Source organism: Microbacterium candidum (genome assembly GCF_030315975.1).
GTDB lineage: Bacteria > Actinomycetota > Actinomycetes > Actinomycetales > Microbacteriaceae > Microbacterium > Microbacterium candidum.
This window is the reverse complement of record NZ_JASXSZ010000002.1, coordinates 419,354-441,512: the sequence shown is the minus strand read 5'-3', so window position 1 is coordinate 441,512 and position 22,159 is coordinate 419,354. Positions and strand designations below refer to the sequence as shown.

General features: G+C 70.9%; 19 protein-coding genes and 1 pseudogene. 15 read left to right on the top strand and 5 right to left on the bottom strand.

The annotated features are described in order from the left end of the window. The first annotated feature begins 7 nt into the window (after nucleotides 1–7). The 4 genes and pseudogenes from QSV35_RS08440 to pulA form a co-directional block, all read left to right on the top strand. Entirely contained in the window at nucleotides 8–1,525 is a 1,518-nt protein-coding gene (locus QSV35_RS08440) for an MmgE/PrpD family protein (protein ID WP_286288226.1), read from the top strand. Continuing rightward, complete coding sequence (gene prpB, locus QSV35_RS08435) at nucleotides 1,525–2,427, top strand: methylisocitrate lyase (RefSeq protein ID WP_286288225.1); 903 nt, start codon at nucleotides 1,525–1,527, stop codon at nucleotides 2,425–2,427. Before QSV35_RS08440 ends, prpB begins: the two co-directional genes overlap by 1 nt. A 1-nt stretch (nucleotide 2,428) precedes the next feature. Then, nucleotides 2,429–3,589: a bifunctional 2-methylcitrate synthase/citrate synthase gene (locus QSV35_RS08430; RefSeq protein WP_286288224.1), complete on the top strand. Its 1,161-nt coding sequence runs from the start codon at nucleotides 2,429–2,431 to the stop codon at nucleotides 3,587–3,589. Between the two features lie 443 nt (nucleotides 3,590–4,032). Beyond that, nucleotides 4,033–7,425: pseudogene (gene pulA, locus QSV35_RS08425) on the top strand (pullulanase-type alpha-1,6-glucosidase); the annotation flags it as partial. A 251-nt stretch (nucleotides 7,426–7,676) separates the two neighbouring features. Here the strand turns inward: pulA and QSV35_RS08420 are convergent. Next, nucleotides 7,677–8,387 carry a GntR family transcriptional regulator gene (locus tag QSV35_RS08420; RefSeq protein ID WP_286288473.1) on the bottom strand — a complete coding sequence of 237 codons (711 nt, stop codon included), beginning with the start codon at nucleotides 8,385–8,387 and terminating at the stop codon, nucleotides 7,677–7,679. Nucleotides 8,388–8,553: 166 nt separating this feature from the next. Here QSV35_RS08420 and QSV35_RS08415 point away from each other — a divergent pair, with 166 nt between their 5' ends. From QSV35_RS08415 to QSV35_RS08375, 9 genes are all read left to right on the top strand, one after another. Beyond that, nucleotides 8,554–9,477, top strand: coding sequence for a phosphate/phosphite/phosphonate ABC transporter substrate-binding protein (locus QSV35_RS08415; RefSeq protein ID WP_286288223.1), 924 nt, complete (start codon nucleotides 8,554–8,556; stop codon nucleotides 9,475–9,477). A 21-nt stretch (nucleotides 9,478–9,498) separates the two neighbouring features. Beyond that, nucleotides 9,499–10,323, top strand: a complete 825-nt coding sequence (gene phnC / locus QSV35_RS08410) for a phosphonate ABC transporter ATP-binding protein (RefSeq protein ID WP_286288222.1) — start codon at nucleotides 9,499–9,501, stop codon at nucleotides 10,321–10,323. Further along, nucleotides 10,320–12,116, top strand: a complete 1,797-nt coding sequence (phnE, locus tag QSV35_RS08405) for a phosphonate ABC transporter, permease protein PhnE (RefSeq protein ID WP_286288221.1) — start codon at nucleotides 10,320–10,322, stop codon at nucleotides 12,114–12,116. The genes phnC and phnE overlap by 4 nt, the downstream gene beginning before the upstream one ends. After that, nucleotides 12,113–13,279 carry a TIGR03364 family FAD-dependent oxidoreductase gene (locus QSV35_RS08400; protein ID WP_286288219.1) on the top strand — a complete coding sequence of 389 codons (1,167 nt, stop codon included), beginning with the start codon at nucleotides 12,113–12,115 and terminating at the stop codon, nucleotides 13,277–13,279. Before phnE ends, QSV35_RS08400 begins: the two co-directional genes overlap by 4 nt. Beyond that, nucleotides 13,276–14,043, top strand: coding sequence for a phosphonatase-like hydrolase (locus tag QSV35_RS08395; protein WP_286288218.1), 768 nt, complete (start codon nucleotides 13,276–13,278; stop codon nucleotides 14,041–14,043). The genes QSV35_RS08400 and QSV35_RS08395 overlap by 4 nt, the downstream gene beginning before the upstream one ends. An 11-nt stretch (nucleotides 14,044–14,054) precedes the next feature. Further along, entirely contained in the window at nucleotides 14,055–15,257 is a 1,203-nt protein-coding gene (locus QSV35_RS08390) for an alcohol dehydrogenase catalytic domain-containing protein (RefSeq protein WP_286288217.1), read from the top strand. Nucleotides 15,258–15,348: 91 nt separating this feature from the next. Then, nucleotides 15,349–16,125 (top strand): enoyl-CoA hydratase, encoded by a 777-nt coding sequence (locus QSV35_RS08385; protein ID WP_286288216.1) that lies wholly within the window; start codon nucleotides 15,349–15,351, stop codon nucleotides 16,123–16,125. A gap of 61 nt (nucleotides 16,126–16,186) precedes the next feature. After that, nucleotides 16,187–16,654, top strand: a complete 468-nt coding sequence (locus tag QSV35_RS08380; RefSeq protein ID WP_286288215.1) for a nuclear transport factor 2 family protein — start codon at nucleotides 16,187–16,189, stop codon at nucleotides 16,652–16,654. A gap of 50 nt (nucleotides 16,655–16,704) precedes the next feature. Further along, the gene (locus QSV35_RS08375; protein WP_286288214.1) at nucleotides 16,705–17,460 is read left to right on the top strand and encodes a hypothetical protein; all 756 of its coding nucleotides are present in this window, start codon (nucleotides 16,705–16,707) and stop codon (nucleotides 17,458–17,460) included. A gap of 23 nt (nucleotides 17,461–17,483) precedes the next feature. On the opposite strand, the gene QSV35_RS08370 is transcribed toward QSV35_RS08375, so the two are convergent. Further along, on the bottom strand, nucleotides 17,484–18,653 hold the full coding sequence (locus tag QSV35_RS08370) for an NADH:flavin oxidoreductase/NADH oxidase (protein ID WP_286288213.1): 1,170 nt from the start codon (nucleotides 18,651–18,653) through the stop codon (nucleotides 17,484–17,486). 67 nt (nucleotides 18,654–18,720) lie between these two features. On the opposite strand from QSV35_RS08370, the gene QSV35_RS08365 reads away from it, so the two are divergent. Continuing rightward, nucleotides 18,721–19,470, top strand: a complete 750-nt coding sequence (locus tag QSV35_RS08365; protein ID WP_286288212.1) for an enoyl-CoA hydratase/isomerase family protein — start codon at nucleotides 18,721–18,723, stop codon at nucleotides 19,468–19,470. Continuing rightward, nucleotides 19,467–20,510: an MBL fold metallo-hydrolase gene (locus QSV35_RS08360; protein ID WP_286288211.1), complete on the top strand. Its 1,044-nt coding sequence runs from the start codon at nucleotides 19,467–19,469 to the stop codon at nucleotides 20,508–20,510. Before QSV35_RS08365 ends, QSV35_RS08360 begins: the two co-directional genes overlap by 4 nt. Here the strand turns inward: QSV35_RS08360 and QSV35_RS08355 are convergent. The 3 genes from QSV35_RS08355 to QSV35_RS08345 are packed head-to-tail and all read right to left on the bottom strand — an operon-like array spanning nucleotide 20,497 to nucleotide 22,087. Next, the gene (locus tag QSV35_RS08355) at nucleotides 20,497–20,937 is read right to left on the bottom strand and encodes a nuclear transport factor 2 family protein (RefSeq protein ID WP_286288210.1); all 441 of its coding nucleotides are present in this window, start codon (nucleotides 20,935–20,937) and stop codon (nucleotides 20,497–20,499) included. The two genes, QSV35_RS08360 and QSV35_RS08355, sit on opposite strands and share 14 nt — an antisense overlap. Beyond that, a complete protein-coding gene (locus tag QSV35_RS08350) occupies nucleotides 20,916–21,347 on the bottom strand; it encodes an acyl-CoA thioesterase (RefSeq protein ID WP_286288209.1) in 432 nt (143 codons plus the stop codon). The genes QSV35_RS08355 and QSV35_RS08350 overlap by 22 nt, the downstream gene beginning before the upstream one ends. Continuing rightward, on the bottom strand, nucleotides 21,344–22,087 hold the full coding sequence (locus tag QSV35_RS08345; RefSeq protein ID WP_286288208.1) for an SDR family NAD(P)-dependent oxidoreductase: 744 nt from the start codon (nucleotides 22,085–22,087) through the stop codon (nucleotides 21,344–21,346). Before QSV35_RS08345 ends, QSV35_RS08350 begins: the two co-directional genes overlap by 4 nt. Nucleotides 22,088–22,159: the final 72 nt, after the last annotated feature.

The following is a 22,159-nucleotide window of genomic DNA, read 5'->3' as shown; positions in this document are numbered from 1 at the left end:
GAGCATCATGACCGTCACGCACCACCTCCGCGTGCATCGCAGCGACGAGAACCTGGCCCGCGAAGGCCAGCTCGCCTGGACGATCGCCCGCGTCGCGACGGACCCGGTCGAGGTCGACGCCGACGTCGTCGACATGATCATCAACCGCGTCATCGACAACGCCTCCGTCGCTGCCGCATCCCTCACGCGCGCGCCCGTGAGCGCCGCGCGCCAGCAGGCGCTCGACCACCCCGTCTCGGTCGGCGGCGAGGGCGCCACGATCTTCGGCTGCACCCTCGAGCGCCGCACGTCGCCGGAGTGGGCGGCGTGGGCCAACGGCGTCGCCGTGCGCGAGCTCGACTACCACGACACGTTCCTCGCGGCCGAGTACTCGCACCCGGGTGACAACATCCCGCCGATCCTCGCGGTCGCGCAGCACGTCGGCCTCGGCGGTGCGCAGCTCGTGCGCGGCATCGCGACCGGCTACGAGATCCAGATGGACCTCGTGCGCGCGATCAGCCTGCACAAGCACAAGATCGACCACGTCGCGCACCTCGGCCCGTCCGCGGCCGCGGGCATCGGCACGCTCCTCGGCCTCGACGCCGAGACCATCTACCAGGCGGTCGGGCAGGCGCTGCACACCACGACCGCCACCCGACAGTCGCGCAAGGGTGAGATCTCCACGTGGAAGGCCTTCGCCCCGGCGTTCGCCGGAAAGATGGCCGTCGAGGCGGTCGACCGGGCCATGCGCGGCGAGACGTCCCCGTCGCCGATCTACGAGGGCGAGGACGGCGTCGTCGCCTGGATGCTGGACGGTCCCGACGCCTCGTACGACGTGCCGCTGCCCGCCGAAGGCGAGCCCAAGCGCGCGATCCTCGACTCGTTCACGAAGGAGCACTCCGCGGAGTACCAGGCGCAGGCGTGGATCGACCTCGCCCGCAAGCTCCACAACAAGGGCGTCGACATCCCGAACATCGAGTCGATCGTGCTGCACACGTCGCACCACACGCACTACGTGATCGGCTCCGGCGCGAACGACCCGCAGAAGTACGACCCGACGGCATCCCGCGAGACGCTCGACCACTCGATCCCGTACATCTTCGCGGTCGCCCTGCAGGACGGCGCGTGGCACCACGTCGACTCGTACGCGCCCGAGCGCGCCGGACGACCCGACACCGTCGCGCTGTGGAACAAGATCACCACGGCCGAGGACGCGGAGTGGACGCGCCGCTACCACTCGGAGGACCCGGCGGAGAAGGCGTTCGGCGGCCGCGTCGTCATCCACTTCGCCGACGGCACCGAGCTCGTCGACGAGATCGCCGTCGCCGACGCCCACCCGCTCGGTGCGCGCCCGTTCGCCCGTGAGGACTACATCCGGAAGTTCCGCACGCTCGCCGAGCCCGTGCTCGAGGCCGAGGAGATCGAGCGCTTCCTCGAGCTCGCCCAGCGCCTGCCCGAGCTCACCCCCGAAGAGGTGCGCGAGCTGTCGATCGTCGCGAAGCTCGGCGTGCTGGCCCTCGCGCCGGCGCCCAAGGGCCTGTTCTGATGCTGTACTCCCAGGTGCCGGCGCATGAGAAGCGCCGGGCGTTCCGCGAGCGGCTCGCCACCGGCGAGCTGCTCCGGTTCCCCGGTGCGTTCAATCCGCTGTCGGCGCGGCTCATCGAGCGCAAGGGGTTCGAGGGCGTCTACATCTCCGGCGCCGTCCTGTCCGCCGACATGGGGCTCCCGGACATCGGCCTGACGACGCTCACCGAGGTCGCCGCTCGCGGTCAGCAGATCGCCCGGATGACAGACCTCCCGGCGATCATCGACGCGGACACCGGGTTCGGCGAGCCGATGAACGTCGCCCGCACCGTTCAGACGCTCGAGGATGCGGGGCTCGCGGGCCTCCACATCGAGGACCAGGTCAACCCCAAGCGCTGCGGGCACCTCGACGGCAAGGAGGTCGTCGACCTCGGCACGGCGGCAGGCCGCATCCGCGCCGCCGTGGACGCGCGTCGCGACCCGAACTTCCTCGTCATGGCGCGCACCGACATCCGCGCGGTGTCGGGGCTGGACGCGGCGACCGACCGCGCCCGCGCGCTCGTGGACGCGGGGGCGGATGCGATCTTCCCCGAGGCGATGCGCACGCTCGAGGAGTTCGCGGCGGTGCGCGCGGCGGTGGACGTCCCGATCCTCGCGAACATGACGGAGTTCGGGAAGTCCGATCTCTTCACGGTCGACCAGCTGCGCGACGTCGGCGTGAACATCGTCATCTGGCCGGTCTCGCTGCTGCGCATGGCGATGGGCGCGGCTGGCCGCGCGCTCGACACGCTGACGGAGGAGGGGCACCTCACCGGGCTCCTCGACCAGATGCAGCACCGCGCCGACCTCTACGATCTGATCGACTACGAGCAGTACAACCGCTTCGACACCAGCGTCTTCAACTTCACCATCACGAAGGACTGACATGACCGACATCAAGAAGGGCCTCGCCGGAGTCGTCGTCGACTACACGGCGATCAGCAAGGTCAACCCCGACACCAACTCGCTGCTGTACCGCGGGTACCCGGTGCAGGAGCTCGCGGCGACCCAGCCGTTCGAGGCGGTCGCGTACCTGCTGTGGAACGGCGAGCTGCCGACCGACGAGCAGCTGGCGGAGCTCGTCGCGTACGAGCGCTCGCACCGCACGCTCGACCCGGAGATCATCGCGGCGATCGACCTGCTGCCGCTCGAGGCCCACCCGATGGACGTCGTGCGCACCGCGGTGTCGGTGCTCGGCGCCTCCGACCCGGCTGCCTACGACAACTCGCGCGAGTCGGATCTCGAGAAGTCGCGTCTGCTGTTCGCGAAGATCCCGGCGATGGTCGCGTACGACCAGCGCCGTCGCCGCGGGCAGGGCATCGTCGAGCCGCGCGACGACCTCGACTACTCGCACAACTTCCTCTGGATGACCTTCGGCGAGGAGCCGGATTCGGTCGTCGCGCGGGCGTTCAACGTGTCGATGATCCTGTACGCGGAGCACTCGTTCAACGCGTCGACGTTCACCGCGCGCGTGATCGCGTCGACGACGGCCGACCTGTACTCCGCGGTCGTCGGTGCTATCGGCGCCCTGAAGGGCCCGCTGCACGGCGGGGCCAACGAGGCCGTCATGCACATCTTCGACGAGATCGGGACGGCGTCGAACGTCGGGCCGTGGCTGGACGAGGCGCTCGCGTCGAAGCGCAAGATCATGGGCTTCGGCCACCGCGTCTACAAGCACGGCGACTCGCGCGTCCCGACGATGAAGGCCGCGCTCGACACGCTCGTCGAGCACTACGACGCGCAGGAGCTCGCGGAGCTCTATGACACGCTCGAGGCCGACTTCGTCTCTCGCAAGGGCATCTACCCGAATCTCGACTACCCGTCGGGCCCGGCGTACCACCTGATGGGCTTCGACACCCTGACCTTCACGCCGCTGTTCGTCGCCGCGCGTGTCACCGGGTGGACCGCGCACATCATGGAGCAGGCCGCGTCCAACGCCCTCATCCGCCCGCTGTCCGAGTACAACGGCGTCGACGAGCGGCACATCGAGGGCTACGTCCCGGATTTCGCGGCGACGGTCGACCGCCCTGCGGAGGCCGCCGGCTGATGACCATCGGTCGTTGAGCGACTCGCGGGTCGTTGAGCGAGGGAGGAACGACCGAGACGAAACGCGGTGACCGTGACGAGATCGGCTCACCGCGTTTCGTCTTCTGCGTTTCGTCTCGCTTCGCTCGCTCAACGACCGGCACGGGTGAGCTGCGTTTCGTCTCGCTGCGCTCGCTCAACGACCCGTACGGTGACTCCTCGCGGGTCGTTGAGCGAGGGAGGAACGACCGAGACGAAACGTGGTGACGTCACGAGATCGGCTGGCTGCGGTTCCACTCGCGAGCTCGTCCAACGACCCGCACGGGATGCTGGAAGCGCTTGCGATTCTGGGAACTGGCTATGACAGTGCGTCAAGGAAACGTTAAGAACAAGCCATGTAAGCGCTTGCGGTCTGCTGCATCTGCGGGCTAGCCTCCTGAGGAACCGATCCCCCCAGGAGCCTCAGTGTCGAAGCAACTCCGTCGCGCGTGGCGCGCGCTCGCCCTGTCCGCAACCGCCGTCCTCGCCCTTACGGGAGGACTCGTCGCGATCGCCCCCGCTGCGTCCCCGGCGGCGGCATCCACGACCCCGTCGTACTCGACCGTGACGGTCGCCGGCGACCTCGACTCGAAGATCGGATGTCCCGGCGACTGGCAGCCCGACTGCACCGCCGCGCAGCTGGCGAAGCGCGCCGATGGCATCTGGGCGGGAACGTTCACGCTCCCCGCCGGCAGCTACCAGTACAAGATCGCGATCGACGGCAGCTGGACCGTCAACTTCGGCGCGAACGGCGCACCCGGCGGCGCGAACATCGCGCTGACGCACCCCGGCGGCCCGGTCACGTTCTACTTCGACCCGCGCACCGGCATCGCCCAGACGACGGATGACGGCCCGATCGTGACCCTCCCCGGCTCGTTCGACGCGAGCCTCGGGTGCGCCGCCGACTGGGCGCCCGACTGCCTCGCGACCCTCATGTCGGACGGCGACCACGACGGCGTGTACGAGTTCGCAACCGATCAGATCCCGACGGGGTCGTACCAGGTGAAGGTCGCCCACAATCTCAGCTGGAACGAGAACTACGGCGCCGACGGCGTCGCCGGCGGGGCGAACCTGACCTTCAGCGTGACCGGCGGGAAGATGGTCGCGTTCCGCTACACCCTCGCGACCCATGTGCTGCAGATCATCGTGACCGACCCGCCGCTGCCCGGCCTCGGGGAGTCGCGCGCCCAGTGGGTCGACGCATCCACCATCGCGTGGCCGGCGAACCTCGGATCGCAGGATGCCGCGGCCACGTGGCAGCTCTACAGCTCGACGTCCGCCTCCCTCGATGCGAAGGACGGCGCGGTCACCGGCGGCGGTGACCCGGTCTCGCTGACGAAGACCGCCGGCGGACTCACGGATGCACAGAAGGCGACCTTCCCCGCACTCGCCGGCTACACGGCGCTGCACGTCGACGGCCAGGACCGTGCCTCCGTCGCGAAGCTCCTGAAGGGCCAGCTGCGCGTCGCGCAGCGCGACGGTTCGGGTGCGCTCTCCGCGTTCACCGGCGTGCAGATCCCGGGCGTGCTCGACGATCTGTACGCGCCCGGCGTCGGCAAGACCGGCCTCGGCGTCACCTTCCAGGGCGCTCAGCCGACGTTCCGGCTGTGGGCGCCGACGGCGCAGACCGCGACGCTGCTGACGTGGGCGCCCGGTGCGACCGGCGAACCGGCACGCCACGCGGCGTGGTGGGATGCCGCATCCGGTGTCTGGACCGTCGCCGCGAAGGCGCCGCTCAAGGGCAGCGAATACCTGTGGGAGGTCGCCGTTTACGCGCCGACCACCGGGAAGATCGAGACCAACCGGGTCACCGACCCGTACTCGGTCGCCCTGACCACGAACTCGACGCGCTCCGTCGCGGTCGACCTCGACGACCAGAACTGGCAGCCCGCGCAGTGGCGGAAGACTCCGTCTCCCGTCGTCGCGAAGCCGGTCGACCACACGATCTACGAGCTCCACATCCGCGACTTCTCCATCGGCGACACGACGGTGCCGGCGGCGGAGCGCGGAACCTACTCCGCGTTCACCGAGGACAGCGCGGGCACGAAGCACCTGCGTGAACTCGCCTCCGCGGGCATCAACACCGTGCACCTGCTGCCGTCGTTCGACCTCGCGACGATCCAGGAGGACCGCTCGAAGCAGACGACCCCGAACTGCGACCTCGCGGCGATGGGCCCGGCATCCCCCGACCAGCAGGCGTGCGTCATGGCCCAGGCAGACACCGACGGCTACAACTGGGGCTATGACCCGTTCCACTACTCGACGCCCGAGGGCTCCTACGCCGTGGACCCCGACGGCGGATCGCGCACGTTGGAGTTCCGGCAGATGGTCGGCGCACTGCACGGGATGGGGCTGCAGGTCGTGCTCGACCAGGTCTTCAACCACACCGCGGCGTCAGGCGAGGCATCCACCTCCGTGCTCGACCAGGTCGTGCCCGGGTACTACCAGCGACTGGATGCGGCGGGCGCGGTCGAGACCTCGACCTGCTGCCAGAACGTCGCGACGGAGCACGCCGTCGCCCAGAAGCTCATGGTCGACTCCGTCGTCCTGGGGGCGAAGGAGTACAAGGTCGACGGCTTCCGCTTCGACCTCATGGGGCACGCGTCCAAGGCCAACATGCTGGCGATCCGGTCGGCCCTGGACGCCCTGACGCTCAAGAAGGACGGCGTCGACGGCAAGGCGATCTACCTGTACGGCGAGGGCTGGAACTTCGGCGAGGTCGCGAACAATGCACTGTTCGAGCAGGCGACGCAGGGGCAGCTCGGCGGCACCGGCATCGGCACGTTCAACGACCGGCTGCGCGATGCCGTGCACGGCGGCAGCCCCGTCGACGGAGGCTCGACCTTCGTCCAGGGCTTCGGAACGGGCCTCGCGACAGACCCCAACGGCGACGCGATCAACGGCTCCGCTGCGCAGCAGCTCATGGCACTCGGCCACGACACCGACCTCGTGAAGCTCGGGCTCGCCGGCAACCTCCGGTCGTACTCGTTCCTGACCTCGGACGGCAGCGTCAAGCAGGGTTCGCAGATCGACTACAACGGGCAGGCCGCAGGCTACGCCGACCAGCCCGACGAGGTCGTCAACTACGTCGACGCGCACGACAACGAGACGCTGTACGACCTCTCGGTGTTCAAGCTGCCGCGGAACACGTCGATGGCCGACCGGGTGCGGATGAACACGCTGCAGCTCGCGACGGTCACCCTGTCGCAGACGCCGTCGTTCTGGCAGGCCGGCACCGAGCTCCTCCGTTCGAAGTCGCTCGACCGCAACAGCTACAACTCCGGCGACTGGTTCAACCGCATCGACTGGACCGGCCAGCAGAACACGTTCGGCTCGGGCCTCCCGCCGGCGGCGGACAACAAGGACAAATGGCCGATCATGGCGCCGCTGCTCGCCGACCCCGCGCTGAAGCCGGGCCCGGCGGACATGAAGGCGGCGGATGCAGGTGCCATGGATCTCCTGCGCATCCGCTCGCAGGTCGCGCTTCTGCGCCTGGGGTCGGCCGATCTCATCCGGCAGAAGGTGTCGTTCCCGAACGGCGGCGCGCAGGCGACGCCCGGTGTCGTGGTGATGCTCATCAACGACCTGATCGGGCCGGACGTCGACCCGGCGCTCAAGGGTGCGCTCGTCGTCTTCAACGCGTCGCCGAACGCGACGACGCAGACGATCGGCTCGCTGCAGGGCCGCGACTTCCAGCTCGTGGATGCGCAGGCGCACGGCTCCGACCCGGTCGTCAAGACCACGACGTGGGATGCGGCATCCGGAACCGTCTCGGTGCCCGCACGCACGGTGGCGGTGCTGGTGCAGAAGCAGCGCTGACCCCCCCGCGGGTCGTTGAGCGAGGAGCGCCAGCGACGAGACGAAACGCAGTGAGCTGTTCTCGGAAGCCCACCGCGTTTCGTCTCGCTCGTTCCTCGCTCGCTCAACGACCCGCAGGGGATCTGGTGAGCTGTTGTCGGAAGCCCACCGCGTTTCGTCTCGCTCGTTCCTCGCTCGCTCAACGACCCGCAGGGGATCTGTGGGCTGGTCTCGGAAGCACACCGCGTCGCCCGCTCAACGAGCGACGTCGGTCACCGCAGGCGCGGGCCGGGGGCGGCGACCGTGAAGCGGACGATGTCGCTGCGGTAGCGGTCGTCGGACGTCTCGAAGGTGCGGCCGGCCGCATCCCTCGCCACGCGATGGAGGCGCAGCAGCGGTGCGCCCGGCGGCAGCCCGAGGAGTGCGGCGTCGAGATCGTCGGCGGCGACCGCGTCGATCTCGTGGTCGACGTCGGCGGTCACGACGCCGTGCGCGGCGAGGAGATCCGTGATGGACACCGCATCGAGATCGGCGTCGAAGAGGAGCCGCCCGACGGACTCGATGTACGTCAGGCGCTCGAGCATCGTGGGTCGCCCGTCGAGGAGCCGCAGCCGCACGACGTCCACCACGAGCTCGCCCTCGGCGATCTCGAGCTCGGCGGCGATGGATGCGGATGCTCGGCGGAGCGTGAGCTCCTGCGTCTGCGCACCCGGCGCAGCTCCGAGGTCGCTCGCCCAGCGGGTGAACGGGATCGAGACATCCACCGCCTGCCCCGCCTTGCGGGACGCCACTCGCGCGGGACGGCCGCGCGCGGTCTCGATCAGCCCTTCGGTCCGCAGCTCGGCGAGAGCGTTGCGGATGGGCCCGCGCGACGTCTGCCACTGTTCGGCCAGCTGGCCCTCGGTGGGCACGACGTCGCCCGGCGCGAGCTCGCCGGAGGAGATGCGGAGACGCAGATCGTCGGCGATCTGCTTGTACACCATCTCGGACACATAGGAATACTACTTCGCCATCCATGCCCCGGGAAGTTGCGTCACGAACTCGTAACCCAGGTGAACAGCCTTTGAACAGTCCGTACTTAGGTATACATGTCGGTCGCGGAGGCCGCAGAGTGGATGCCGGTTCCTCCCGTCCACCCGAAAGGCTGTCATGAACCTCCGAGCCCGTCTCGCGCCCGTCGCCCTCGCCGGCACGGCCCTGCTCGCCCTCACGCTCTCGGCCTGCACGTCGTCGGCCGGTGCCGCCGAGTCCACGGCGTCCGCGAAGCCCGCCTACGCGGTCGACGCGAACACGATCGTCTTCGGCGTCGTCCCCGACTCCGCCGACACGCAGACCAATTACCAGCCGCTCATGGACTACCTCGCCAAGGAGACCGGCAAGAAGGTCGAGTACAAGGAGTCGACCGACTACGCCGCCCTCATCGAGGCCGCCGTCGCCGGCAAGGTCGACGTCGCGTCGTTCTCCGGCTTCACGTACGTCACGGCGAAGAACAACGGCGCGAAGATCACTCCGATCTCGTCGATCATCACCGAGAAGGGCCAGGAGCCCGGCTACTACTCCGAGGCGATCGTCCCCAAGGGGAGCTCGATCACCGACCTCGCCGGGTTCAAGGGCAAGAAGGTCTGCTTCGTCGACCCGTCGTCGACCTCGGGCTACCTCTTCCCGTCGTACAACCTGCTGAAGGCCGGCATCGACCCGCAGAAGGACGTCACCCCCGTCTTCGCCGGCAAGCACGACATCAGCGTGCAGAAGACCGGTGAGGGCACCGAGTGCGAGGCGGGCTTCGCCGAGGACAGCGAGGTCGCGAAGTCGGCCAAGGTGACCGTCATCCAGAAGACGAAGGTCCCCGGCGCCCCGATCACGGTCTCCGACGCGCTGCCCGCAGACGAGAAGGCCCAGGTCGAGAAGGCCCTCGGCAACGTCACGATCGACCAGATCGTCGCCGCGGGCATCAAGGGCGCCGACACAGACGGCTTCCGCAGCGTCTTCTACGCGACGAGCCCGGTGGACGACAAGTACTACGACCTCATCCGCGACATCTGCACCAAGACGCACGCCACGCAGTGCCAGTGATCCGGAAGCACAGGTAGAGACATGAGCGGCACGACGACCTCCGACACGGTGGTGCGCCTGGACGGCGTCACCAAGCGGTTCGGGACGACGACGGCATTGGATGACGTCACCCTCGACGTCGCACGCGGCGAGGTCGTCGTGCTGCTCGGTCTCTCCGGCTCCGGCAAATCGACGCTCCTGCGTCACCTCGACGGGCTGGAGACGCCGACCGCGGGCACTGTCGAGGTGCTCGGCCGGCCGGTGTCCGCAATGAAAGGCCGGGCGCTGCGGAATCTCCGCAGCGAGGTCGGCTTCATCTTCCAGCAGTTCGAGCTCGTGGCGTCGCTGACGGTGCTCGAGAACGTCCTGACCGGAGCGCTCGCGGCGCTCCGCGGTCCGCGGCTCGGGCTGTGGTCGTACCCGCGATCCGCGCGGCTCGCCGCCCTCGGCCACCTCGACCGCGTCGGCCTCCTCGATCGCGCCTACCAGCGCGCGGACACCCTCTCCGGCGGCCAGCAGCAGCGCGTGGCGATCGCCCGCGCGCTGATGCAGCGCCCCCGCATCCTGCTCGCCGACGAACCGGTCGCCTCGCTCGACCCGGAATCGAGCGACCAGGTCATGGCGCTCATCCGTGAGATCGCGGCGGACGACGGCCTCACGGTCCTGTGCAGCCTCCACCAGGTCGACCTCGCGATCTCGTGGGCCGACCGCATCGTGGGCCTGCGCCACGGGAAGCTCGTGCTCGACACGCCCGCGGCCGGGCTCTCCAAGGCCGAGGTCATGGAGATCTACGGCCGCGTCGCGACCACGACGCGGGAACTCGAGGCCGTCGAGTCTCTCATGGAGACGGCGGGAGCCTCGGCATGACGGCGACCGCCCCGCATCCGCCCCTCCTCGTCCCGCCCGCCGCGAGCGTCGCGTCGCGCGCCCCGCGCCGGCACGTCTCGCCGGAGCGGATCGCCGCATCCCTCACCCTCGTCGCGCTCCTCGTCACCGCCATCGTGGCGCTGCAGGGCATCGACATCTCGATCCCCGACATGATCGCGAGCTGGGGCAACGCGGAGCACTTCTTCGCGCGCGTCGGCCACTTGCGCTTCCCGCCGCCGGCCGAACTCGCGGGGCTCATCGCGCTGACGCTCGGGATCGTCATCACCGGCACGATCCTCGCCGCGGTGCTTTCGGTCCCGATCGCCTACCTCGCCGCCGCCAACACGACTCCGGGCAATGGATGGCGCGCCGCGGCGCGGTTCGTCGGCGTCCTCGCGCGCGCGATCCCCGACGTGGTGTTCGCGATCGTGTTCGCCCTCATGTTCTCGCTCGGCGCCCTGCCCGGCATCCTCGCGATCGGGCTGCACTCGATCGGCATGATCTCGAAGCTCTTCGCCGACGCCATCGAGCAGATCGACGAGGGGCCGCGGCGCGCGATCCGCGCCGCGGGCGGCGGCCGGATGCAGGAATTCTGCTCCGGCATCCTCCCGCAGGTCCTGCCGTCGTGGATCGCGACGGTGCTCCACCGCAACGACATCAACCTGCGCGGCTCGGTCGTGCTCGGCTACGTCGGCGTCGCGGGGCTCGGCATGCAGATGTCGTACGCCTTCAAGTCGCTGCAGTACGGCCTGGGCCTCGGTATCGCGCTCGTCATCTTCATCCTGTGCGTCGTCATGGAGATCATCTCCAGCCTCGTGCGCGCAGCGATGCTCGGCTCCGCGGGCGACCGCGGGTCTTTGTTCGACCGGATGCTGGGCCCACGCGCCCGGAGGCTCCGCGGATCGCGCCAGCGATCTGTGGAGAAGGCGTGGGGACGACGTGGTCGTCGCGCCGCTCCCGTGTCGAATGCCCCGGCGGTGCGGCCTGCATGGGCGGCGACGCCGCAGACCGCCCTCCGCCGCCCGTGGACGTCGCGGCGCGTCCGCAACGTCGCCTGGAGCTGGGTCGCGGTCGCCGTGATCGCCGCCTCCGTCTGGGTGTGCCAGATCACCTGGAGCGACTTCCTCACGGTGTGGGGGAAGATGCCGGCCGTCCTGGCGCAGTTCTGGCCGCCGTCGTTCGGCGCGTACGACACCGCGATCATGGTGGATGCGATGCGCGAGACGATCGCGATCGCGCTCGCGGCGACGGTGCTCTCGCTCCTGCCGTCGCTCCTCGTCGGCTCGTTCGCCGCCCGCAACGTGGCGCCGAGCGGCGGGATCCGCGGAACAGCCCGGGTGCTTCTCGTCGGCATCCGCGGCATCCCGGAGCTCATCCTCGCGATCGTCCTCATCGTCATCACGGGACTCGGCTCGCAGGCGGGCGTGCTCGCGCTCGCCTTCGGCGGCATCGGGCTCCTCGGCAAGCTCTTCGCCGACTCGATCGAGGAGGTGCCGCGCGGCCCCGAACGCGCACTGCGCGCCACGGGTGCGACCCGTGCCCAGGTGTACTCGGGCGCGACCGTCCCGCAGTCGACGCGGGCGCTCCTCGGCCACGGCTTCTACCTCCTCGACACGAACATCCGCGCGGCGACGATCCTCGGCATCGTCGGCGGCGGCGGAGTCGGGTACTACCTCCTCAACGCGGCCCAGGGCTCGCACTACCAGACCGTCACGGCCATCGTGCTGATGACGCTGGTCGCGGTGCTCGTCGTCGAGGGGATCGCGATGTGGATGCGGAAGGTCTTCCGATGAGCCGGCGGTACGACGTCGCCGTGGTCGGTGCCGGGATCGTGGGGCTCGGCGTCGCGTACGCAGCCGTTCGCCGCGGCCTGCGCGTCGTCGTCCTCGACCGCGGCGCGGAGCAGTCGGGCGCCAGCATCCGGAACTTCGGCCACATCTGCCTCACCCCGCAGTCCGGACCGGCGCGGTCCTACGCGCTCGCCGCCCGCGCGATCTGGCGCGATCTGGCCGAAGAGGCGGGATTCTGGCTCCGCGAGTCGGGCACACTCGTCGCCGCGCGCCATGACGACGAGCTGGCCCTTCTCGCAGCCATTGCGCAGGAGCGGCCGTCCGGCGGCGTCTACGGGCGTGAAGTGCAGCTGCTCGACGCCGACGCCATCGCCGCCCGCACCCCGGTCCGCCGCGATGCGCTCGTCGGCGGGGCCGTGCTGCCCTACGACCTGCAGGTGAATCCGCGCGAGGCGCTCGCATCCATCACCCGCCACCTCGCGGAGCGCGGCGTGGAGTTCCGGATGCGGACGGCTGTCACGCGGGCAGTGCCCGGCGCTGTGGAGACCACGCACGGGACCGTCGACGCCGACACCGTCGTCGTGGCGGTGAACCACGATCTCGATCAGCTCCTCCCCGAACTCGCCGAACGGCACGACGTCCAGCGCTGCGGACTGGACATGCTGCGCACCGCGCCGCCGTCGCGGCGCCTTGATGCGCCCCTCCTCACCGGCTGGTCGCTGATCCGGTACAGCGGCTTCGCCGACCACCCGGCAGCCGCGGCGGTCCGGGAGCGGCTGCACGCGGAGCATCCCGTCCTCGCGGCGCTCGATCTCAATCAGATGTACACGCAGCTGCCCGACGGGTCGCTCCTCGTCGGCGACACGCACGCGCGAGGCGCCGTCATCCCGCCGTTCCAGAGCGAGGATGCGGCGGACGAGCTCCTCGCCGCCGCGGAGGATCTCTTCGGCGAGCGTCTCCGCGTGCGCGAGCGCTGGCAGGGCGTCTACGCGAGCGGCGCCGACGACTTCCTCGTCGCCGAGGTCGAGCCTCGCGTCCACGTCGCGACCGTCACGACGGGCATCGGCATGACGACGGGCCTCGGTGTCGCCGAGTCCGTCATCGCCGCCGCATATCCCCACCTCTCCGCATCCGCGTCCGCACCCCAGAAGGAAGGCACCCGATGACCGCCCGCCCCACCACGCCCATCGAGCTCGTCGTCTTCGACATGGCCGGCACCACGATCGTCGACGACGGTCTCGTCGAGCAGGCCTTCGCCCGGGCAGCCGAGCGCACCGGCGCGGTCGCCCTGCCGGCGGACGAGGCCCTGCAGTACGTGCGCGACACGATGGGTCAGTCGAAGATCGAGGTCTTCACCCACCTCGCCGCGGGCGACCGGGAGGCGGCGGCGCGCGCGAACGCCGCGTTCGAGGACGCGTACGCCGAGCTCGTGGACGAGCAGGGCGTCACAGAGGTGCCCGGCGCGGGGGACACCGTGCGGGCACTCCGCGCCGCCGGCGTGCAGGTCGCTCTGACGACCGGCTTCGCGCCGGCGACGCGCGACGCCATCCTCCGCCACATCGACTGGACGGACGAGATCGTCGCAGCTCTCTCGCCCGCCGACGTCGGCCGAGGCCGCCCCGCGCCCGACCTGGTGCTCGGCGCGCTCCTGCGTGCGGGGGCGTCGTCGGTCGCGGCGGTCGCCGTCGCCGGCGACACCGCGAGCGACATGGAGTCCGGTCTGCGCGCGGGCGCCGGACTCGTCGCGGGCGTGCTCAGCGGCGCGCACGGCCGCCCTGCACTGCTGCGCGCCGGGGCCGATGCCGTGATCCCCGACGTCACGCACCTGCCTGCGCTCCTCGGCATCCGCGGGCGGATCGTCGAGGCGGACATCGAGGATGCCGAGGACGACAGCGTCGCCGCATCCTTCGCCCCCGTCAGCGCCCGCTGACGCCGCCGGGGATGAAGACGACGCTCGCGCCCGTCGGGGCGTACCGCGCGCGGCTCGACCCTGCGGCGACCGCGCAGGTGTGGTTCGAGCCGGGGCGCCCGCACGAGGCGATGGCAGTGCTCGATGCCCCGCTCGCCGACGGCGAGGCGCTCGTCGCCGTCGAACTGTCGACCATCTGCGGATCGGACGTTCACACGGTGCGCGGCGATCGCCCGACGCCGGTTCCCACGGTGCTCGGGCACGAGAGCGTCGGGCGGATCGTCGCCGTCGGGACGGACGCCGTCGACGTCGATGGCGCGGCGCTCCGCCCGGGTGACCGCGTGGTGTGGTCGGTGACGGTGTCGTGCGGCACGTGCGGCCGTTGTGAGCGGGGCATTCCGCAGAAGTGCACGTCGCTGCGCAAATACGGCCACGAGAAGATCCAGCCGGGGTGGCAGCTGAACGGCGGATTCGCGACGCACGTCCACGTGCGCGCCGGCACGGCCATCGTGAAGGTGGCGGAGGGTGTGCCCGCCGAAGCGCTCGCGCCCGTGTCGTGCGGCGTCGCGACGGCGTGGGCCGCCATCCGCGCGATCGAGCAGACCGTCGACCTCGAGGACGCGACGCTCCTCGTCACCGGGGCCGGGCTCATCGGGCTCGTCGCGACGGCGATCGCGACGGACAAGGACGCGACGGTGATCGTGTCGGACCCGGATGCGGCGCGCCGCGCCCGGGCGATCCGATTCGGCGCCCGTGCCGTCTACGACCCGCGCGGCGTCGACCACTCCGCCGCGCGGGCCGCGGCCGCCCACCCCTCCCGCTCGCGGCACCGAGGCGGCGAGATCCCGGGCGGCCTCACTGCGACGCTCGCCGCGGCCCGGCGTGATCAGGTCGACGCCGTGGTCGAGGCATCCGGATCCCTCTCCGCGGTCGGAGAGGCTCTCGACGTCGTCGGCGTCGGAGGAGTCGTCGCGCTCGTCGGCAGCGTCTTCTCCGCGGGCGCCGTGCCGCTCGACCCGGAGCGCGTGGTGCGCGGGCTCGTCACCGTCCGCGGCGTGCACAACTACACGTCGGACGACCTCCGCGATGCGGTCCGCTACGTCGAGCACGCGTGGCGCCGCATCCCGCTGTACGAGCTCACCGGCGCGACCCTCCCGCTCTCGCGTGTGGACGACGCCTTCGCGCTCGCTGCACGCGGCCAGCACGTGCGGGTGGGCGTCGACCCCCGTGCGTAGCGCGGATCTGTCGTGTGTGCCCGCGGCGCCTAGGGTGGGATCGGCGGGCGCGAGCCCGTCGCGCGACGATGCGCCCGTGACTGGAGGACCCATGACCGACTACGAGACCATCCTCACCGAGACGCGCGGCCGCGTCGGCTGGATCACCCTGAACCGTCCGGAGGCGCTCAACGCGCTGAACTCGCAGATCATGGCCGACGTCGTGGATGCTGCGACCCGGTACGACGCCGACGAGGGCATCGGCGCGATCGTCGTCACCGGCTCCGAGCGCGCGTTCGCCGCGGGCGCCGACATCAAGGAGATGGAGGCCAAGAGCGGCCTCGACATGCTGATGGGCGACCACTTCGGCGGATGGGCGCGGTTCGCAGCCGTGCGCACGCCGGTGATCGCCGCCGTGTCCGGCTACGCCCTCGGCGGCGGATGCGAGCTCGCGATGATGTGCGACATCATCCTCGCCGCTGACACGGCGAAGTTCGGGCAGCCGGAGATCAACCTCGCGGTCATCCCGGGCATGGGCGGCACGCAGCGCCTCGTGCGCGCGGTCGGGTACTACAAGGCGGCGGAGCTCGTCCTCACGGGACGACTGATGGATGCGACGGAGGCGGAGCGCTCGGGTCTCGTCTCGCGCGTCGTTCCCGCGGCCGACCTGCTCGCGGAGGCCGAGAAGACGGCGCAGGCGATCGCATCCAAGTCGCTGCCGTCGGTGTTCGCGGCGAAGGCGGCGCTGGATGCGGCGCTCGAGTCGTCTCTCGGGGAGGGGCTGCGCTTCGAACGGCAGACGTTCGCCGGCCTGTTCGACACGGAGGACCAGAAGGAGGGGATGGCCGCCTTCCGTGAGAAGCGCGCGCCCTCCTTCATCAACCGCTGAGCGGTCTCGTCGGCGCTGAGAGCCGCTTGACGGGCAACCGACCAAGCGCTTGGCTGGGATGATGGAAGCCGACGCTGCACGCCATCGAACGCTCGAAGAGCGGATCGCGGCGATCGAGGATCGGCTCGCGATCGCCGATCTGATCGCCCGCTACGGGCCGGCGGCCGACTCGGGCAGCGGTGAGGCGCTCGCCGCGCTGTGGTCCGACGACGGCGAGTACGGGTTCGACGACACGGTGCTGCGGCGAGACGAGCTGCCCGCTCTCGTCGACATCGAGGAGCACCGGCGCCTCATGGCGGCAGGATGCGCCCACGTCCTGTCGCCGCCGCGCATCGAGATCGACGGCGACGTGGCGACGGCGGTCAACCACTCGATCGTGCTCGAGTACGACGGAACCGGATGGATGCCGGTACGCGTCGGTGCGAACCGGTGGGAGCTGGTCCGCGCGGTTGGCGGATGGCGCATCCGCCGGCGCCGGAACCGGCTGCTCACCGGCGAGGAGGCGGCCCGAGCGCTGCTCGCGCCCTGAACGTCGGCGACGCGCTTGACGAGATACCAACCAAGCGCTTGTATGGGTTCATGTTCGCGGAACTGGCCTTCTTCTCCTTCGTCGAGCTCACCGACCCGTCGCAGCACGGGTCGTACAACCGGTGGCACCTCTTCGACCATCGCCCGGAGAACCTCGCGCTGCCCGGCGTCGCGTGGGGCGAGCGCTGGGCGGTGACCGACGAGTCCCGCGCGCAGCCCGGCGCAGACCCGGAGTTCGCGGGGGTCGATTACGTGGCGATGTACTGGTTCCGGCCGCCGGTCGAGCAGTCGGTGCGCGAATGGGACGCCCTCGGCGAGGCGTCGTTCCAGTGGGGCCGCGGCCCGATCATCCCGGGCGTGCGTCGGCCGATGCTCGCGTTCTTCCTGCCGGTCAAGGGGTACTCCTCCGCGAGCGCCCTCGTCTCGCCCGAGGTGCTGCCGTACCGCCCGAACCGCGGGGTCCAGGTCACGGCCACGCGGTTCGACGACCCGCACGCCCTCGACGTGCACGCCGCACACGAGTACGAGGACCGCATGCTGATCCCGCGCCTCCTCGAGGTCGACGGCGTCGCCGGTGTCTGGACGTTCTCGTACAGCCACCCGCAGCGGCATTCCTCGCTCCCGTTCGACGAGTCGCCCGTGCAGGCACCGGGGAGCGTCCGCGTGCGTCTCGTGTACCTCGACGGCGACCCGACCGAGACGGCCGCGCGCGTGCGCGAGATCGAGGCGGACGCTCCGGCGGTGGGCGAGCGGATGCTGTCCGCCACGGCCGCGGCCATCGACCCCGTGCGGTACCCCGGCGCCTGAGCCCGGCGGCATCCAGCCGGGGTCTACTCGAAGCGCGACATCGGGGACTCGCCGGTCGCGGCGAGCTTGCCGATGAGCCGCGCCCGCGGCGCCAGCGCGTGCCCGTAGCGGACGTCCCACTCCGCGAACTCATCGTCGCCGAGCGCGACCCGCGCGTGATGCGGCCAGTTGGGGTCGTCGAGCACGGAGCGCCCGAGCAGCACGAGGTCGGCGTCGGCGCGGGTGACGAGCTCCTGCGCCTGCTCCGGCTCGACGACGAGCCCGACGGTGGCGACGGGGATGTCGACGGACTCGCGGATGCGGTGGGAGAAGTCGGCGTGGAACGCGAACCCGCGCCGGATCCGCGTGTCGAGCGACCGGTCGGTCGAGATGCCGCCCGACGACACGTCGATGAGATCGACGCCGGCGTCCTGCAGGCGCGCCGCGAAAGCCGCGGTGTCGTCGAGGTCGAGGCCGCCCACGGCGCCGTCGACGGCGGACAGCCGGTAGGCGAGCGCCGTCTCAGGGCCGATCGCCTCGCGCACGGCCGCCACGACCTCGAGCGGGTAGCGCATGCGGCCCTCCGTGGTGCCGCCGTAGGCGTCGGTGCGCTGGTTGGCGATCGGGGAGAGGAACTCGTGCAGCAGGTAGCCGTGGGCTCCGTGGAGCTCGATGACCCGGAAGCCCGCGGCGACGGCGCGGGCCGCCGCATCCCGCCACCGCTCGATGCTTCGCCGGATGTCGCCGATGTCCATGGCGGCGGGGATCGGCCAGCCGGGACCGGCCGGGAGTGCCGACGGACCTTCGACCGGCCACGGGGGGAGGCCCGCGGCGGCATCGGTCTCGTCGAGGGGCGCCCCCGCCCGCCACGGCTCTCGCACCGAGGCGCGGCGGCCGGCGTGGCTGAGTTGGATGCCGGGTACCGAACCGTGAGCCGCGAGGAATCCGGCGATGCGCTGCAGCCCGGGGATGTGGTCGTCGCTCCACAGTCCGAGATCGTGGTGGGAGATGCGTCCCTGCGGCTCGACCGCGGTGGCCTCGACCATCGTGAGCGCGGCGCCGCCGAGCGCGAAGCGGCCGAGGTGCACGAGGTGGAAGTCGGTGGCGTGGCCGTCGACCGAGGCGTACATGCACATCGGCGAGACGGCGACGCGGTGCGACAGCTCGACAGGGCCGACCGACAGCGGGGTGTGCAGCACGTCGACGTCGCTCATGCCGCTGACTCTACCAAGCATTTGATTGGTATGCTGTCGAGATCGAGAGGGGTCCAGGATGGATGTCGTGTCGAGTGAGCGTGTGGGTGACCGTGCGGTGGTGCGGCTGAGTCGGCCGTCCCGGCTGAACTCCCTCACGACGGAAGACCTCGCGGCTCTCGCCGAGACGATCCGCGCGGTCGACGCCGACGGGCCCTCTGTCATCGTCCTCGAGGGCGAGGGTCGCGCCTTCTGCACCGGCGCGGACCTGTCTGGGCTCGTGGATGCGGCCACCGTCGCCGCCGCGGCCGACGTCATCCGTGCGATCTCCGGCGCGCGCGCGGTCGTCATCGCGCGCGTCCAGGGCCCGGCGGCGGGCGTCGGAGCGTCGATCGCGGTCGCGTGCGACCTCGTCGTGGCTGCAGCATCCGCGTTCTTCCTCATGCCCTTCCTCCCGATCGGACTCGTGCCCGACGGCGGTGCCACCCGCACGCTGGTGGAGCTCGTCGGTCGCGCGCGGGCGACCCGCATGATCCTCGGCGGGGAGCGGATCGGCGCGACCCAGGCCGCCGAATGGGGGCTCATCGCCGACGTCGTCCCGGACGACCAGCTCGACGCCCGTATCGCCGTGTACGTCGACCGCATCCTCGACGCTCCGCAGCAGGCGGTCTTCGCCTCCAAGCGCCTCGTGCGCGGTGCGGCCGAGTCGGCTCTCGAGGAAGCGCTCGTCGCCGAGCTCGCGGTGCAGGGAGACCTGCTCGCGTCGGACGAGTACGCCATCGCGCGCGAGGCGTTCCTCGCGAAGCGGCCCATCTCCTTCCGGCGGCACGCGTCATGACCAGGGCCTCGAGCGCCCGGCCCACGAGCATGGCGCAGCGGGATGCGTGGGACGCGCGCGGTCTGCCGGCGCCCGAGCATGTCTCCGACGGGCTCTGGGCGTTCCCGGTGCCCATACCGGCGAGTGCCCTCCCGTACACACTGGCCTACGTCTTCATCGGCTCCGACGGGGTCCATGTCGTCGATCCCGGCTGGGACGGAGTCGAGACGCTGCCCTCGATCGAGAAGGTCCTGGCGTCCTTCGGACTGCGTGTCACCGACATCGTGACGATCATCGTGACCCATCACCATCCCGATCACCTCGGTGCTGCTGCACGCCTGCGCCAGGCCAGCGGTGCGCGACTCGTCCTGTCGGGCCGCGAGGCCGACGTGCTGACACAGGAGACGGCGCCCGGCCGCAACGACCGCGCCGCATACGAACGGCTTCTCGAGGCGTGGGCGGTGCCGTCGGCCCGCCGCGAAGAGCTGCGGGAGTCATTCGATCGTCCGTCGCTCGTGCCGACCACGGTTGCCGACGTCCTCGTGGCGGACGGCGACCGCATCGAGCTCGGGGACGCCGGCTCGCTCGACGTTCTGCTCACGCCGGGCCACACGTCGGGTCACATGTGCCTCGTGGATCGCGCGCGCGGCGTCGTGCTCTCCGGCGACCACGTCCTGCCGCGCATCTACGCGGGTGTCGGCATCGGCACGCTCCCCGGCACCGACCCCCTCGGCGACTACCTCGACTCGCTCGACCGGATCGCCGGCCTCGGAGACCTCGAGGTGCTGCCCGGGCACGAGTTCCGCTTCACGGGGCTGGCTGGTCGCTGCGCGGAGATCGCGGCGCACCACCTGCGGCGCACCGCCGAGGTCGCCGTCCTGCGTCCCGAGCTCGGCGATGCACCGGTGTGGGAGTACGCACGACGGCTCACCTGGACCGCGGGCTGGGACGGCCTCGACGGATTCCACCTGCACTCCGCGCTGCGCCAGGCGGACATGCATCTCGATCTCGTCCGCAGCGGGCGGGCCGCCGCGTTCCTGTCGCGCGTCAGCTCCGACTGATCACGCGGCGGGCGAGCCGCCATCCCTCGGCGGCGCGGACGAACTCATCGTCGTACCGGCCCATCGTCGCAAGCCGCGGCGTCGCGTGCGTGTCGAGGTAGTAGCGGTAGTAGGCGCTCGCCCGCGCGCGGTCGCCGTCGACCGTCACGGCGACCGTCGACACGTCGTGCTTCGTGTGCGTGCCGGGGCCCTGCATCCCTTGCGCGCGGCGCTCGCGGACACCCGCCTCGAGCTCGGCACGGCCGCGGCGGGTCTGCACCTCGAGGCCGATGCCGCTCGCGTCGGTGAGCTCCCACGCGGCATCGCCGGTGAAGCAGTCGAGGTAGTCGTCGACCTCGCCGTCGTCGGCCAGCTGCGCGATGCGCGCGATGAGCATCGCGATGTCGACGCGGTCGCCCGCATCCATCAGACCGCTCCGGTGCGCCACGCCTCCAGGCGCACGCGCAGCATCTCCGGGATGCGGACCGGCCGCTGATCCGACGAGACGGTGACGACGGTGTTCGACGCGCGCGCCACCTGCACGTCGTCGCCGATGCGCCGCATGTCGAAGTCGAAGCGGAACGAGGTGGTCCCGATCTCCCCGAGCCGCAGATCGATGCGGAACTCCTCGAGCAGTCGGGCCGCCGCGAGGTAGTCGCACTTCGTCGCGCGCGACACGGTCCACCAGCCGAACCGGTCGAGGAGCGTGTCCTGGCGCAGCCCCTGCAGGAAGAGGAACTCGGTCTGCAGTGCCTCCATCTTGGGGAACCAGGCGGCGTAGTACAGGATGCCGGCCGGGTCGGTGTCGGCGTAGCTCAGGCGGTGGGTGGCGCTGTGCAGCACCGGTGCGTCGGTCATTGCGTGACCGTCCAGCCGCCGTCGACCGGCAGGAAGACGCCGTTGATGTACGACGCGACGGGGGAGAGGAGGAAGAGCGTCGCGTAGGCGATGTCGTCGGGGCTCGCCATGCGGCCGAGCGGGATGCGGGTGAGCACGCGCTTGCCCGTCTCACTCTGCGCGAATCCGGCGAGCCGGGGGGTGTCCGTCATGCCGGGGGCGACGCCATTGCTGCGGAACTCCGCAGCCCGGTGGGCGGCGAGGTGGCGGACGTAGCCCATGATCGCGGCCTTGGATGCGGAGTACCAGTCGCTGTCCGTCCCCACGAGGTTGCCGGCGACCGACGTGGTCGCGACCATGGCCGCTCCGGCGCCCGGCGCCGCCGCCGACCAGTGCTGGGTGACCCGTCGGACGCTGCCGACGCAGATCTCCAGCGCGCGGTCGAACGGGATGCTGCTGCTCGAGGCGGGGCCGGCGTTGTTGTGGAGGTAGCGGATGGTGCCGAGCGCGGCGACGGCGTCGCCGACACCGTCCGCGACCGCATCCTCGTCCCCGACGTCGGCCACCCACGAGTGGACGCGCACCCCGGTCGGCGCGACGAGCTCCACGGTCGCCGCGAGTCCTGCGGGGTCGAGGTCCCACAGGCTGAGGGCGAGTCCCTGCTCGGCCGCGCGCAGCGCAGTGGCGCGGCCGATGCCGCTTCCCGCGCCGGTGATCAGCACGGCATCGTCTGGCGAGAAGCCGAAGCGGGCACCATCCATGAATCCTCCAGACCAAGCGTTTGCTTGATACCCTAGCGCCGGCGTCCCACGGTGCCAAGGGCCCGTGCGCGC